The 15,545-nt window shown below is 62.4% G+C and carries 8 protein-coding genes; 7 read left to right on the top strand and 1 reads right to left on the bottom strand.

Translation table 11 applies throughout. From position 1 onward, the window contains the following. Nucleotides 1–146: 146 nt before the first annotated feature. From UP10_RS27900 to UP10_RS27875, 6 genes are all read left to right on the top strand, one after another. The gene (locus UP10_RS27900; protein WP_044590428.1) at nt 147–1,022 is read left to right on the top strand and encodes a branched-chain amino acid ABC transporter permease; all 876 of its coding nucleotides are present in this window, start codon (nt 147–149) and stop codon (nt 1,020–1,022) included. 9 nt (nt 1,023–1,031) lie between these two features. Beyond that, on the top strand, nt 1,032–2,183 hold the full coding sequence (locus UP10_RS27895) for a branched-chain amino acid ABC transporter permease (protein ID WP_044590427.1): 1,152 nt from the start codon (nt 1,032–1,034) through the stop codon (nt 2,181–2,183). Continuing rightward, on the top strand, nt 2,180–2,938 hold the full coding sequence (locus UP10_RS27890; RefSeq protein WP_044537809.1) for an ABC transporter ATP-binding protein: 759 nt from the start codon (nt 2,180–2,182) through the stop codon (nt 2,936–2,938). The genes UP10_RS27895 and UP10_RS27890 overlap by 4 nt, the downstream gene beginning before the upstream one ends. Before the next feature lie 10 nt (nt 2,939–2,948). After that, nucleotides 2,949–3,728, top strand: coding sequence for an ABC transporter ATP-binding protein (locus tag UP10_RS27885; RefSeq protein ID WP_044590426.1), 780 nt, complete (start codon nt 2,949–2,951; stop codon nt 3,726–3,728). A gap of 95 nt (nt 3,729–3,823) precedes the next feature. Next, nucleotides 3,824–5,662, top strand: a complete 1,839-nt coding sequence (locus tag UP10_RS27880; RefSeq protein WP_044590425.1) for an AMP-dependent synthetase/ligase — start codon at nt 3,824–3,826, stop codon at nt 5,660–5,662. An 81-nt stretch (nt 5,663–5,743) separates the two neighbouring features. Further along, nucleotides 5,744–6,943 carry an ABC transporter substrate-binding protein gene (locus UP10_RS27875; RefSeq protein ID WP_044590424.1) on the top strand — a complete coding sequence of 400 codons (1,200 nt, stop codon included), beginning with the start codon at nt 5,744–5,746 and terminating at the stop codon, nt 6,941–6,943. Nucleotides 6,944–7,093: 150 nt separating this feature from the next. Here UP10_RS27875 and UP10_RS27870 read toward each other — a convergent pair whose 3' ends face one another. Then, a complete protein-coding gene (locus tag UP10_RS27870) occupies nt 7,094–7,834 on the bottom strand; it encodes a transglutaminase-like cysteine peptidase (protein ID WP_044590423.1) in 741 nt (246 codons plus the stop codon). A 656-nt stretch (nt 7,835–8,490) separates the two neighbouring features. Here UP10_RS27870 and UP10_RS27865 point away from each other — a divergent pair. Further along, nucleotides 8,491–15,525 carry a cadherin-like domain-containing protein gene (locus UP10_RS27865; protein ID WP_156180296.1) on the top strand — a complete coding sequence of 2,345 codons (7,035 nt, stop codon included), beginning with the start codon at nt 8,491–8,493 and terminating at the stop codon, nt 15,523–15,525. The last annotated feature ends 20 nt before the right edge of the window (nt 15,526–15,545 follow it).

Here is a 15,545-nt window from a genome sequence, read left to right as displayed (position 1 = left end):
CAACCAGCGCTTTGTTGACAGCGATTGGGCCTTTGGGCTCAATTGGAACCGGACATAGGCGGCTTTCAGCGTTTCCGGCACAAGGGCGCGAAGGCGGGATGCACCAAGGCGGTCGGCACGAGCCGCCGGTGCATCGGGAGGGAACGATGCTGGACTTTGTTCAGCAGCTCGTCAGCGGCGTTGCGCTTGGCTGCGTTTACGGCCTGATCGCGCTTGGTTTTGTGCTGGTCTACAAGGCAACCGAGGTCGTCAATTTCGCCCAGGGCGACCTGATGATGCTGGGCGGCTTCTTCGCCTTCACCTTCATCGGCATCCTCGGGCTGAATTACTGGGTCGGCTTTGCCGGCGCCGTCATATGCATGGCGCTGTTCGGGATGCTGGCCGAGCGGCTGGTGGTGCGGCCGATCCTTGGCTATCCGCAGTTTTCCATCATCATGGCGACCATCGGGCTCGGCTATTTCCTGCGCTCGGTCGCCGGCATGATCTGGGGCACTGACGACTTCAAGATCGATACGCCGTTCAGCCAGGGCGTGTTGCGGATCGGCAGCCTGGTGCTGGCCTATGACAAGCTCTCGGTGATCGCGGCGACCATCATCCTGTGCGCGCTGCTCTATCTGTTCTTCAACCGCACCACGCTCGGCACCGCGATGCGCGCGAGTTCCGAGAACATGCTCGCTGCCTACTACATGGGCATCCCGGTCAAACGCGTGGTGTCGATCGTCTGGGCGATCTCGGCGGCGGTTGCGACCTGCGCCGGCGTCCTGCTGGCGCCGATCACCTTCATCCATTCCAATGTCGGGCTGGTGCTGGGGCTGAAGGCGTTTCCGGCCGCAGTGCTCGGTGGCTTCGGCTCGATCCCCGGCGCCGTGGTCGGCGGCGTCCTGATCGGCGCGATCGAGAGCATGGCCGGGTTCTATCTGCCGCAGGGATGGAAGGACGTCGCGCCCTACATCGTGCTGCTCGCGGTGCTGCTGCTCAAACCCGAAGGCCTGTTCGGCCTTCATGCGCGCAAGAAGGTTTGAGGAGGACGCATGCGGTTTCTCTTCAAGACCGACTATGACGACGATATCAGGCTGTTCCCGCATTCGGGCTACGTCATCTCCTACGGCGTGCTGCTCGCGGTGCTGCTGATCGCGCCCTATTTGCTCTCCAGCTATTTGATGAGCCAACTCGTCTTCGTCTGCATCTATGCGACCGTCGGCGTCGGGCTGATGATCCTGACCGGCTTCACGGGACAGGCCTCGCTCGGTCACGCCGCCTTTCTCGCCATCGGAGCCTACACCGCGGCATATCTGCAGCAGTTCAACGTGCCGTTCCCGGTCTACTTCCTCGCGGCCGGGCTGCTGACCGGCGTGGTCGGCGCGCTGGTCGGATTCCCAGCGCTGCGGCTGCAGGGCATCTATCTTGTGATCGCGACGATCTCGTTTGCCTTCATCGTCGAGGAGATCCTGGCGCGCTGGGAAAGCGTGACCCATGGCAATGAGGGGATGCGGGTCAAGACCATTCAGTTGCTCGGTACGACCGTGTCGCGCGACGGCCCGATCTTCTATTATATCTGCCTCGCGGTGCTGGTGCTGACCATCGTCGGCACGCTCAATCTGTTGCGTTCGCCGACCGGCCGCGCCTTTATCGCGATCCGCGACAGCGAAACCGCGGCGCGCAGCATGGGCATCAACGTCTCGCTGTACAAGGTGAAGTCGTTCGCAATCTCGGCGGCCATTACCGGCTTCGCCGGCGTGCTGTTCGCCCACAAGCTGTCCTTCATCTCGCCGGAGATGTTCACGTTGCAGCTCTCGATCGAGTTCATCATCGTGATCCTGATCGGCGGCACCTTCAGCCTGCATGGCGCGGTGCTGGGGGCGATCTTCCTGGTGATGATCGATCCATTCCTGACCTACCTGAAGGACGACATGCCCGGTGTGATATCAGGCGCGGCTGCGACGCTCGGCGCCGGCCCGGAGCGCGCCGGTCATATCCAGGATGCGGTCGCAGCCTTTGCCTCCGCCAACGGTCTCAAGGGCGCGATCTACGGCATCATCATCGTGGCGTTCGTACTGTTCGAACCACTGGGACTCTATGGCCGCTGGCTCAAGATCAAATTGTTCTTCCAGCTCTTCCCGCTCTACAAGCGTGCGACCTTCAAGCGGCAGAAGATCTATGTGAAATCGGAGCGGAACCGATGAGCTATTTCCGCGCCGAGAATTTGTCGCTGCATTTCGGCGGCCTGAAAGCGGTCGATGCCGTCAGCTTCGCGGTCGAGAAGGGCGAGATCCTCTCGATCATCGGGCCCAATGGTGCGGGAAAAAGCTCGATCTTCAACCTGATCTCGCGCATTTATTCGCCGACCTCGGGCAGGATCTTTTTCGAGGACCAGGACATCACGCGAGAGCCGGCCTACGATATTGCGCGGCTCGGCATCGCCCGCACCTTCCAGAACATCGAGCTGTTCGAGAACGCGACCGTGCTGAGCAATCTCCTGGTTGGCCGCCATCGTCATTCCACCACGCAGCTCTGGCAAGAATTGCTGTTCCTGCCGAGCGTGCGCGCCACCGAGAAGCTGCATCGCCGCCGGGTCGAGCAAGTGATCGAGTTCCTCGATCTGGAGCCATACCGCGACAAGCTGATCTCGGGGCTTCCTTACGGCGTCCGCAAGGTGATCGAGCTGGCGCGTGCGCTGTGCTCGGAGCCGAAGCTGATCCTGCTCGACGAGCCGTCGTCGGGCCTCAATGTTGAGGAGACCGACGACATGTCGTTCTGGATTCGCGACATGAAGAGCGAGCTCGGCATCACCGTGCTGATGGTCGAGCACGACATGACGCTGGTCAACCGCGTCTCTGATCGCGTGATCGCGCTGAATTACGGCCGCGTGCTGGCGATGGGCTCTCCGTCCGAGGTGCAGCACCATCCCGACGTCGTCGCAGCGTATCTCGGCGCATGAGGATGATGGCATGAGCACATCAGACATCATCCTCAAGCTCAGCAACATCGAGAGCTATTACGGACCGATCATGGCCATCCGCGGCATCAGCCTCGAGGTGCCGCGCGGCCGGATCGTGACGTTGTTGGGCGCCAACGGTGCCGGCAAGACCACGGTGCTGAAGACGATCTCCGGCATCCTCGATCCGCAGAAGGGGACGATCGAATTTCTGGGTAAGCCGATCCAGCGCATGGAGGCCGACAAGATCGTGCGGCTCGGCCTGAGCCATGTGCCGGAGGGACGCGAGGTGTTTCCGTTCCTGTCGGTGCGCGAAAACCTGATGATGGGCGCCTATCCGCGCAAGGACCGCGACGCCGTCGCCGATGATCTGGAACTGGTCTACGGATATTTCCCGCGGCTGCGGGAGCGCCTCAATCAGCCAGCCGGTCAGCTCTCCGGCGGCGAGCAGCAGATGCTGGCGATCGGGCGGGCCCTGATGAACCGGCCGACATTGCTATTGCTCGACGAGCCGTCGCTTGGTCTGTCGCCGATCCTGGTGAAGGAGATTTTCACCATCATCCGCCGCGTTAACGAGGAGCAGGGCATGTCGATCCTGCTGGTCGAGCAGAATGCCAAGATCGCGCTGGAAACGGCATATTACGGTTATGTGCTGGAGATCGGTCGCGTCGTCATGAACGACACCTGCGAGCGTCTGTTGAATTCACCGGATATCCAGGAGTTCTATCTCGGCGCCAAGGAAGCCGGCGCGCGGGGCGAGCGGCGTTGGAAAAAGAAGAAAACTTGGCGTTAAGAGCGACTTGGAGCTAGGTTTCAGGCCTGTTTCGCGAACAAGACCGGCAACAAGAACCGGCAACGCGAGGCAGGCGGCAGAGGAGGGAAGCGCGCATGGCCCGACCAGCGGTGCTGACGGTCGCCGACACGATCGCGAAGAGTTTTCTCCTCGCCGTGGAAACGCGTGGCGACCGGCCCGCGATCCGCGAGAAGACGTTCGGCATCTGGCAGCCGACAAGCTGGCGCCAATGGCTGCAAATTTCGAAAGACATCGCATACGGCCTACATGCGATCGGCTTCCGCCCCGGTGACGTCGCCTCGATCATCGCCAACGCGGTGCCGGAGTGGGTCTATGCCGACATGGGCATCCTGTGCGCCGGCGGGGTGTCCTCCGGCATCTATCCGACCGATTCGGCCGCGCAGGTCGAATACCTCATCAATGATTCCCGCACGAAAATCGTGTTTGCCGAGGACGAGGAGCAGCTCGACAAGCTGCTCGCCTGCCGCGCGCGCTGTCCGACGCTGGAAAAGATCGTCGTGTTCGACATGGAGGGCCTGAGCGGCTTCTCGGATCCGACGATGCTGTCGCTTGCCGAATTCATGTCGCTCGGCCGCAATCATACGCAAGGCAACGCGGCGCTGTGGGACGAGATGACCGGCAGCCGCACGGCCTCCGATCTCGCGATCCTGGTCTATACCTCAGGCACCACAGGCCCGCCCAAGGGCGCGATGCACTCCAATCGCAGCGTGACGCATCAGATGCGCCACGCCAACGATCTCTATCCGTCGACCGACAGCGAGGAGCGGCTGGTGTTCCTGCCGCTCTGCCATGTCGCCGAGCGGGTGGGCGGTTACTACACCTCGCTCGCGCTCGGCTCGGTGATGAACTTTGCCGAGAGTCCGGAGACGGTGCCGGACAATCTGCGCGAGGTGCAGCCGACCGCGTTTCTTGCGGTGCCCAGGATCTGGGAAAAATTCTACTCGGGCATCACCATCGCGCTGAAGGACGCGACCCCGTTCCAGAACTGGATGTACGCCCGCGCGCTCGCGATCGGCCATCGCATGACCGAATGCCGGCTCGAAGGCGAGACGCCGCCGCTGTCGTTGCGGATCGCCAACCGCGTCGCCTACTGGCTGGTGTTCCGCAACATCCGTCGCATGCTCGGGCTCGATCGCTGCCGCATCGCCTTCACCGGCGCCGCGCCGATCTCGCCGGACCTGATCCGCTGGTATCTCGCGTTCGGCATCGACATGCGCGAGGTCTATGGCCAAACCGAGAATTGCGGCGTCGCCACCGTGATGCCGGCCGACCGCATCAAGCTCGGCTCGGTCGGCAAGGCCGCGCCCTGGGGCGAGGTGATGATCTGTCCGAAGGGCGAGATCCTGATCAGGGGTGACTTCCTGTTCATGGGTTATCTCAACCAGCCGGAGCGGACCGCCGAGACGATCGACGCGAAGGGCTGGCTGCACACCGGCGACGTCGGCGCGATCGACAACGAAGGCTATGTCAAGGTCACCGACCGAATGAAGGACATCATCATCACCTCGGGCGGTAAGAACATCACGCCGTCGGAGATCGAGAACCAGCTCAAATTCTCACCTTACGTCTCGGATGCGGTCGTGATCGGCGACAAGCGGCCCTATCTCACCTGCCTGATCATGATCGACCAGGAGAATGTCGAGAAATACGCCCAGGATCACGACATCCCCTTCACCAATTACGCCAGCCTGTGCCGCGCAAGGGAAATTCAGGATCTGATCCAGCGCGAGGTCGAAACGGTCAACGTCAACTTCGCGCGCGTCGAGACCATCAAGCGGTTCTATCTGATCGAGCGTCAGCTCACGCCTGAAGATGAGGAACTGACGCCGACCATGAAGCTGAAGCGGAATTTCGTGAACAAGCGCTACGCGGCCGAGATCGACGCCATGTACGGCGAGCGGGCGGTCGCCTAGCCAAGCGATCAAGGATACGGCGAAGGCCTGAGGAGGCCCGACCCTTCGCTCAACAAGGGCCCATTGGAGGAGGAGACTGCAATGTCGAAATCGCTGAAGGCGCTGGGCCTTGCGGTGAGCGCGCTGGCGCTGACCTGTCTGCCGGCCGCGGCCCAAACCAAGGTCACCAACGAAGGCGTCTCGCCGACCGAGATCGTGATCGGGACGCATCAGGATCTGTCAGGACCGATCAAGGTCTGGGGTGTTCCGGTCTCCAACGGCATGAAGATGGCGGTGGAGGAGATCAATGCCAGTGGCGGCGTCAACGGCCGCAAGCTCCGGATGATTCTCGAAGACAATGGCTATGACCCGAAGAAGGGCGTGCTGGCAACGCAGAAGATGGTCGAGCGCGACAAGATATTCGTGATGATCGGCTCGATGGGCTCGGCGCCGACGCTTGCCGCCCAGGACATCCTGTTCGATGCCGGCGTGCTGCAGCTTTTCCCGCTGACCGCAGCCGAATTCACCTTCAAGTTCGACCCCAACAAGCCGCAGGAGCGGCTGAAGTTCAACAACCTCCTGCCCTATGTCGAGAGCACGCGGGCCGCGCTCAAATACATGGTCGATTGGAAGAGCTTCAAGAAGCCCTGCATCATGCATCAGGACGATGAGTACGGCAAAAACGTGCTCGACGGCTTCACCCATCAGCTCGTGGCGATGAAGCTGCAGCCGGCCTCGGTCACGAGCTACAAGCGCGGCGCTTCAGATTTCTCGGCGCAGGTCGCCAAGATGAAATCCGACGGCTGCGATCTGGTCGTGCTGGGTACAGTCATCCGCGAGACCATCGGCGCGATGAACGAGGCGAGGAAGCTTGGCTGGGACGTGACCTTCCTCGGCGCCACCCCGACCAACGTGCTCGAGGTCCCGGCGCTGGGCAAGGAGGCGGTGGAGGGGCTCTATGCGGCCTCGGGCTTCGAGATTCCCTATGAGGACACCGCCAAGGGCAAGGTGAAGGACTGGCTCGCCAACTACAAGAAGATGTTCAACACCGACGCCAACACGCAAGCGATCATCGGTTACAACGCCGTGACGACCTTTGCCTTCTACGCGCAGAAGGCGGGCAAGGACCTCACGGGCCAGAAGATGCTCGACTCGCTGGAATCAGGTGAAAAATTCCTCGACATCTTCAACTCGCCGCCGACCAGGTTTTCCAAGACCGACCACCTCGCCAACACCATTACCCAGGTGCAGCAGATCAAGAACGGCCGCTGGGTGCTGGTAAAGGACAATCTGATGTTCTGAGGGGATGGCTCGGGACGCCAATCCGATCGTCATTGCGAGCGGCGGGTCGCGCGCATGAGTAATGACAAGCCAAGCGAAGCAATCTCTTGTTGCAACGAACGACAGAAAGAGATTGCCCCGTCGCGGCCGTTGCTTGCAGCGACCGTTGCGTCAATCAGCCCGAGCGACGGACAGGCGGACCGTCGCTGATATCGCTGGCGCGTATGCATATTTCATCGCGCCTTGCTGGCCCATCACGAAGGTCGGATGATAGTTGCGCACATCGGAATCCTCTACCATTGCCATGCGGCGATTGTCGAGGGTAAGCCAGTGACCGTCGAGTCGGACGGTGGCGACCGCGTGGTCCTCGCCGAGCCGCGTGTCGCGCACGATCACGAGGCGAAGGTCGTCGGCGGACATGCCGGCCAGGCGCAGCGCTGCGAGCTTGGCAATCGCATAATCCTCACAGTCGCCGGCGCGGCGGTTGAAGGTCGCGAGCGGTGAGGCCCAGACGTCGATTGCTCCATACAGTGCGATGTCGCTGGCCGGGTGGATGGCGAGATTGACCGCGCGGTTGATCTCGCCGAGCCGGGCGCGGCCGTCGCGGGCCCGCGCGGTATCTACGATGGCAAGCAACTGCAGGGCAGCGGGCGAGGCACAGCGCTCGCGGTCGCCATCACAAAGCGCGAGCTGCACCATGTCGTCGTCGAGGCGGCTCTGCAGGCCAAGCCATTTGTCGTGCACCTCGCCATTGTCGAGAATGGCGGTTGCGATGCCGAACGGCTCGGCGATTTTCTTGACGAGTACGGCGCCCGCCGGAGAGAGCAGGTTCACCGCGAAGACGTCGGCAGGCGCAACCAAGGCCAGCCCGCAGGCAAGCAGGAGCGCGCGCGTGTAGCGGAACATCCCCATCTGACACCCCTGTCCGGGCTTCGGCAGGCGAAATCGCCAGCGCACGACCGGATCATTTGATGCGACAGGATCGGCCGGATTGCTTCCGAACTGCTTAAGGGCGCCCCGCAGGATAGCGAAAGTCGCGCAGCAGGCTGAAGGCCATCTCGCCGATTCTCCGAAAAGTTTATCGATTTTGTGACCGGGGCCGGCCGAACCTTTTGCCGGAAGGGAAGCCTTATCCTTGATTGCTGGTTAATCGGTCGATGTGAGCAGCTTTTGCGCGATCTGTTAGCCAGATCATAGTCTTGAACGGGAAATTGGGGTCAAATGGTCCCAAGAACTCGGAATGAGCGAGAATGAATGCGTGCGATCAAGACTAAAATCCTTCCGCGTACAGGTAGAATGACAGCTCTACCTGACAATACTTCAAAAGAACATGTCACGGCAGCGAGAGGCGCGAATAAAACAATGGAATCCATTGATAATTGCATCGATCTAGCGACACGAAGTCTTCGCGAATACGGTGCCTATCAGCTGAGCACATCGTTTGCGTACTTTCGCTTGAGGAACCGTGATGGTATGAGGGGACGGTAAGGAATACCTAATTTCGATTAACTATTTATGGTGGCGCATTGAATTACGCCGGTAAATTCGGATTGAGCGGGCTCGACTCCTTGAGTCATAGCCGCGTCGATCTCGATTCACTGGCCCATCAGGGCCACGCGGAAGGCGTCACGATTCCCGACGCTCATCTGCTGTTTTCCGGCGACTACCACAAATCCGGTCACGACCTCGTCATCTCCGATGAGACGCACCGCGTTCTAGTGCCGAATTACTTCCACGGCGACAAGCGCCCGGGGCTGTTCTCGCCTGATGGCGCGCCGATGGACCCTCGGGTGGTCGACGCGCTGACCGGCCACACGGAATACGCGCAAGCCGGCGGCGCTGCCCCCGCCAAGCTGATTGGACACGTCGCCAAGCTGTCAGGCAGCGCCAGCATCGTCCGCAACGGTGTCACGGTCGATCTGCAAAACGGCGATGCGGTCTACCAGACCGACGTGGTGCAGACCGGCAGCAACTCGACCCTCGGCCTCGTGCTGAACGACGGCACGACCTTCAACCTCAGCGCCAATGCGCGGCTGATGCTGAATGACCTGACCTACGACGCGACCAGCACGCACAACACGTCGTTGTTCACTTTGGTGCAGGGCGCAGCGACCTTCGTCGCCGGCCAGGTCGCCAAGACCGGCGACATGAAGGTCGGCACACCGGTCGCGACCATGGGCATTCGCGGCACCGCGGTGACGCTGGATATCGATTCGAACGACGGCAAGGTATCGATCTCGGTCATCGATCAGCACGACAACGTGCTCCACTCCGTCGAGGTGTTCGACTCCCAGGGCAATCTGGTCGGCATGGTCACAAGCAGCGGCGGCTCGCTGACGCTGACGCCGACCGCGAGCTTCAACGTGATCGCGCAGACGAGCGACAAGACGCCCGCGCAGGTCGCCGCCGAGTTCAACGCCTTCCAGGGGGCGCTGAATACCTACGACCTGCAGAAGGCGATCGATCCGAACCTGCCGCAGCATACTGACAATGCCAATCCGCAGACCAGGTACGCGAGTGTCGGAAGCAGCTCGCCATACGCGGTGACCCAGCAGCCGTCGACCGACAATGGCGGCAGTCCGAACCAGAACGGCGGCTCCGGGACGCCGACGGACCCCCACTTATTCACCACCGGCGGAATCCCGACTGGGACAACGACGGGCCAGACGTATGTTGTCACCCCTGTCGTGAATCCGACCGGGACCGCAGCACCGCTGCCGTCGATCCCCTTCCCGGTGACACCATCACCGGTGGCCCCGATTACCACGGGGGCGATCGACCATACCGGCCCGGTGATGAGCGCCGCGGGCAACGTCGTCTACGACCCTGACGGTGTCATCTATTACTACGACCGCACGACCGGCACTACGACGCAGGTGACGCCGGCCAATGATGGCTTCACCTATTCCGGCCAGACGGTCAGCTCGGATGGCCGCTACGTTGTCTATCAGGGCACCGACGGCACCCACACATATGTCTTCGTCTGGGGTACCGATCCATCCGATCCGACGCACTTTCACAAGCAGATCGAGATCGCGGCCGGTTCTTCGCCCGCCGTCAGCGGCGACGGCAGCACGATCCTGGCGCAACTGGCCGGCGGCGGAATCGGCATCCTCGACCTGCAAGGCAATTCCAAGGGCACGATCACGCCGGCCGTGGTCGGCGCCACCGGCGCGCTTCTGAAGCCGGCGATCAGCGCCGATGGCCACATCATCGCGTTCTGGAGCGCGGACTCGGTACCTGGCGGCTCCGGCCATCTCTTTACCTACAATGTGTCGACTGGCGCGATCAGCGAAATCGCAAGCACGTCGACTGGTGCCGGCACCTCCGCGGCCTCCGTCAGCGCAGACGGCCATTATGTGGTTTATCAGTCCCAGGGGGCGTCCGGTCACACCGAGATCAGCATGTATGATCTCACCACCGGCCATGTGGTCTTCTCGACCGCGACTTCCTCCGAGACGCTGGCTGGCGACAGCCGCAATCCGGTCATCAGCCCGGACGGCCATTTCATTATCTTCACCAGCACGGCGCAGCTCACGCCGGACGACACCAATAGCTATGCCGACACCTATGTTGTCGACGTCACCGATCCCGCGCATCCGGTCTTCAAGCTGGTCAGCGCCGGCAGCAACGCGCCGTCCGACAGCGGCGTTGCGATCAGCGCGGGCGGTCTCTATTTTGCCTTCGCCAGCAACTCGTCGTTCTCGGGCAGCTCGTCGGGGGCCAATAATATCTACTTCGTCGATCCGACGTCGGGCCACGGCGCGATTATTCAGGAAACGGCAAGCTCGCCGGATCATCTGACGGCGTCAGGTGAGATCCAGATCACCGGCGGCACCAACGGGGTTTCGCTCAGCGTCACCGACGCGTCCGGCAATCCGACTAATCTCCTGACTGCGGCCTTCGACAGCAACGGGAACGTGCAGTGGAGCTTCAGCGAAGCGAAGTCCGATTTCGCCGCGCTCCATTATGGCGACGACCTCGCCAAAGTCTTCAACATCGTGCTGAGCTACAACGGCGGCACCACGACCGTTCCTGTCACGGTGGCGGTGCAAGACCTCGTGCAGCCCGTCATCGTGCCTGTCGACGTGGCGCCGGTCGCAGACCCGGTGACGCTCGCCGATGCTCATGGAGACGGTTCCTATACGATCACGCCTGACACGCTGCTGAAGGCCGTTGCCGATATCGACAGTCTGTCGCTGTCGATCACCGACGTCTCGATCAAGACCGGCGGCGGCACGCTGGTGCACAATGCGGACGGCAGCTGGACCTACACGCCGGCGCCCGGCTTCCACGGCGAGGTCGTGTTCAACTACACGGCTTCCGATGGCTCGCTGACGGCGACCTCGACGGCAAGTCTCAGTGTTCAGAACGATCCTGCGACGATCACCGGGCAGGCGTCAGGCAGCGTGGTCGAGGATACCTCGGTCACGGCGAGCGGGACGCTGACGGTGCACGACATCGATGCCGGCGAAGCCGCATTCATGCCGGTCGCGAGCGCGGCGCTCACCGGCGCCTACGGCAACTTCACTTTCGATGCGACGACCGGCGCCTGGACTTATACGCTGGATCACGCACGCGCGGATGGCCTGTCAAGCGGACAGGTGGTCCACGAGCAGTTGACCGTCACCTCCGTGGACGGCACTGCGCAGCAGGTCATCGACGTCACCGTGACCGGCACCGATGACGCGCCCGTCGCGAGCCCGGTGACGCTCGCGGATGCCCATGGAGACGGTTCCTATACCATCACGCCTGACACGCTGCTGAAGGCCGTTGCCGATATCGACAGTCCGTCGCTGTCGATCACGGACGTCTCGATCAAGACCGGCGGCGGCGCGCTGGTGCACAATGCGGACGGCAGCTGGACCTACACGCCGGAGGCCGGTTTCCACGGCGAGGTCGTATTCAACTACACGGCCTCCGATGGCACGCTGACGGCGACCTCGACGGCAAGTCTCAGTGTTCAGAACGATTCTGCGACGATCACCGGTCAGGCGACCGGCAGCGTGGTCGAGGATACCTCGGTCACGACGAGCGGGACGCTGACGGTGCACGACATCGACGCCGGCGAAGCCGCGTTCAAGCCGGTCGCGAACGCGGCACTCACCGGCGCCTACGGCAATTTCACCTTCGATTCGGCGGACGGCGCATGGACCTACACGCTGGATCACGCACGCGCGAATGGGCTGTCCGACGGACAAGTGGTCCACGAGCAGTTGAGCGTCACCTCCGTGGACGGCACTGCGCAACAGGTCATTGACGTCACCGTGACCGGCAGCAATGACGCGCCCGTCATCACCGAGGGGACGGTCGCGACGGGCTCAATCACGCTCGTCGCCGGGGACGGCGGCCACAGCACGGTGAGCCAAGGGGTTGCGTCGGAGCTCGCGACGTCCGGACTGATCGGCAACCTGCCGAACGGGACCGGATTGGGCACGCTGGCGACGGGTTCGAACGATGCCGCCAGCAACCTTCCGAGCGGGACCGGATTCGGCACGCTGGCGATGGGCCCGAACGACGACGGCTCCAGCGGCGCCGTCGACATCACCTCTGTGTTCGGTACGGGCGGCATCGATTTCTTCGGCCACCACTACACCTCGCTCTACATCAACAACAACGGCAACATCACCTTCTCCTCGCCGCTGAGCGCGTACACGCCGGAGGCGATCGGCGCAGGCTTCGACAGCCCGATCATGGCGCCGTTCTGGGCGGACGTCGACACGCGCGGCCACGGTCAGGTCTTCTACGACCTCGACCAGGCCGACGGCATCATGACCATCACCTGGGACGACGTCGGTTACTATTCGGAGGCCACCGACAAGCTGAATTCGTTCCAGGTCGTGCTGATCAACGAGGGCGGTGGCAATTTCGACATCGAGTACCGCTACGGCCAGATCCAGTGGACCACCGGCAGCGCCAGCGGCGGGTCTGATGGTCTTGGCGGAACGCCGGCGCGGATCGGCTATACCTCAGGCGACGGTTCGCATTACTACGAGGTGCCGCAGTCCGGAAACCAGAATGCGTTGCTGACCCTGCCGCAGACTGCCGGCAACACCGGGATCGACGGCGTCGATGTTTTCAATGTCCATAACGGCGAGGTCGACCCGACGACATTGACCACGAACGGGACGATCGATTTCGCTGATCCCGATCTCCTGGACACGCACACGATCCAGAGCGTGACGTATACCGGCAGCGGCACCGCGCTCGGAACCCTGACGCTTGCCCAGGTCTCGGACACCACCGGCAGCGGAACCGGCGGTGAATTCACCTGGACCTACGACGCCAGTTCCGCGGCCGTCCGCAGCGCGCTCGACGGCATCGCGTCGCATAGCAAGATCGAGACCTTCGACGTCGTGATCAGCGACGGCCATGGCGGCACCGTCACCCAGACGGTGTCGGTGACGCTGGCGGAGCCAACCGACAATCCGACGCTGACGATCACGGTGCGGACGCCCGACGGCATGAATTTCCAGAACGACAGTCCGCTGAAGGAGATGGGCGCGGGAACCGTCCAGTCCGGTGGCAGTTCGACGACGTTCACAGTGGTCGATGCGGCCAGTCACCACGAGTTCGTGGTCGACGGCACCAGCTTCACATACGCCGATGGCGCGGTGACCGGCGGCATCATCACCTCGTTCCACGAGTTCGCGACTGGCGATACGCCGGTGGCGCTGGCGGATTTTTCCGGCCTGTCGGTCGACGCTCCGACCTGGATGAGCGCTGTCCAACAGGCCGCTGCTGGCGACAGGACTGCCGTGGAAGCCTTGACCGGCAATTACGCCTACATTTTCAACGGCGGCGCCGGCAACGACAATTTCGGCTCCTCGGGCCAAGCCGATACGTTGATTGGCACCGGCCAGGATGTCTTCGATGGCGGCGGCGCTCCCGCCGGCAGCCACGACACGCTGACCGGCGGAGCCGGCAGCACATTCATGTTCGGAGCGGGCAATGGCGCGCTGACGATCACGAATTTCGATCAGGCCAACGGCACATTTGATCCGAACCAAGCCGATCACATCCAGCTGAACGGGCTTTCAGCGCCGCTGAGCGTCAGCTACGCCGACGGCAATGCCCTTCTCGATTTTGGCAATGGCGACGTCATTACGTTGCTCAACGTCAGCCCGACGCAATATCAAAATCTTAGCGGCTCGGAGTTCGCGAGCGGCGGTAACGGCGGTGGCGGCAATAGCAATGGCGGGCCTGTGATTGCCGGTGCCGGCAATACCGTCACCTACGCGGGAACGCCGGTCTTGCTGGATCCGTCGGTCAGTGTCACGGATGACACCGGCACGGTCAGCAGCGTCAATGTCTGGATTTCGTCCGGCGTCCAAAACGGCGATACGCTTTCGATCAACGGGAGCCTCGATGGCGATCTCGTCTATTCGGACGGCACGATCCACTACCATTTCGACGACGCCGTACATTCCGATCAAACTTCGATTTTCCTGTCGGGGATCGCAGGCACTCCGTCGTCCAGCGATTTCGACGCCGCGCTGCAATTGATCCAGTTCGCCCCCGGAGCCATCGACGGCGCCCGCACGGTGACATGGGCGGCGTACGACAATGTCCTCCACAGCCCCACCGTGACCACGACGGTTGAAGTCGGTCCGGTCCTCAACAGTTTTGCGCTGACCGTCGGCGAGGGCGGCACGACGGTGCTGTCCAATAGCGATTTCAACGTCAGCGATCCCGGTTACACAAACCTCACCTATACGGTGAGCGACGTCGCCGGCGGTCAATTCGAGGTTTTCAACGGCGACAACTGGGTGTCGGCGCCGACAGGCGGCTTTACCACGGCGCAGATTGCAGCCGGCCAGGTCGAATTCGTTCAGGACGGCGCCGCCACCGTGCCGAGCTTCCTGATGCATGTCAGCGATCCGGGCAACGCCAGCCCGGACATCCCGGCGATGGTTTCGTTGGAAATCGCCGGCGAAAATTCCGAGACCATCACGTTCGCCGGCAGCAGCGGCACGCTGCAACTCGATGACCCCCAGAGCTTCAGCGGCAAGATCGCCGGGATCACGGGAAGCGGCAATGTGCTTGATATCAACGGTTTCTCGGCCGGCACGACGACAGCCTTCACGGGTAGCAACAGCTATGACGGCGAATCCAACACGACGACGTTGACGGTAGCGGACTCGTCCGACGGCAAAACCGAGACGTTCAAACTGGCCGGAGATTTATCGGGCTCGAGCTGGACGATTTCCGACGACCATCACGGCGGCGTCGACATCGTCGACCCACCGGCAGGCGGCGCAGTCGCGGCGGTAGGCGGCACCGCCGTGGCTAATCCCGGGCCGACGACCAGCCAGACGATCGTTGCCGATGCCCCGAACCAGACGCTGACCGGCACCGGCGCCAGCAATAATTTTGCGTTCGATTTCACCGGTATCGGCCACGACACGGTGACAAACTTCCATCCGGCCGCCGACACGCTGCAGTTCGGTGGCGGAATATTTGCAAATGCGCAGGCAGCCTTGAACGCGGCGCAGGATGACGGTCACGGCAACACGGTCATTACCCTGGATGCCAGCGATGCGATTATCCTGTCGGGGGTTGCCAAGGCGCAGTTACACGCCGCCGACTTCCATTTCGCCTAAACGTCTGCCCGATGCATGCG

Source organism: Bradyrhizobium sp. LTSPM299, from assembly GCF_000938235.1.
Taxonomy (GTDB): domain Bacteria; phylum Pseudomonadota; class Alphaproteobacteria; order Rhizobiales; family Xanthobacteraceae; genus Bradyrhizobium.
This window is presented reverse-complemented; position numbering and strand designations above follow the sequence as displayed.

Bases quoted from the DNA above. Each gene is read 5' to 3' on its own strand.
- UP10_RS27900 (WP_044590428.1), top strand. From the start codon at position 147: ATGCTGGACTTTGTTCAGCAGCTCGTCAGCGGCGTTGCGCTTGGCTGC.
- UP10_RS27895 (WP_044590427.1), top strand. From the start codon at position 1,032: ATGCGGTTTCTCTTCAAGACCGACTATGACGACGATATCAGGCTGTTC.
- UP10_RS27890 (WP_044537809.1), top strand. From the start codon at position 2,180: ATGAGCTATTTCCGCGCCGAGAATTTGTCGCTGCATTTCGGCGGCCTG.
- UP10_RS27885 (WP_044590426.1), top strand. From the start codon at position 2,949: ATGAGCACATCAGACATCATCCTCAAGCTCAGCAACATCGAGAGCTAT.
- UP10_RS27880 (WP_044590425.1), top strand. From the start codon at position 3,824: ATGGCCCGACCAGCGGTGCTGACGGTCGCCGACACGATCGCGAAGAGT.
- UP10_RS27875 (WP_044590424.1), top strand. From the start codon at position 5,744: ATGTCGAAATCGCTGAAGGCGCTGGGCCTTGCGGTGAGCGCGCTGGCG.
- UP10_RS27870 (WP_044590423.1), bottom strand. From the start codon at position 7,834: ATGGGGATGTTCCGCTACACGCGCGCGCTCCTGCTTGCCTGCGGGCTG.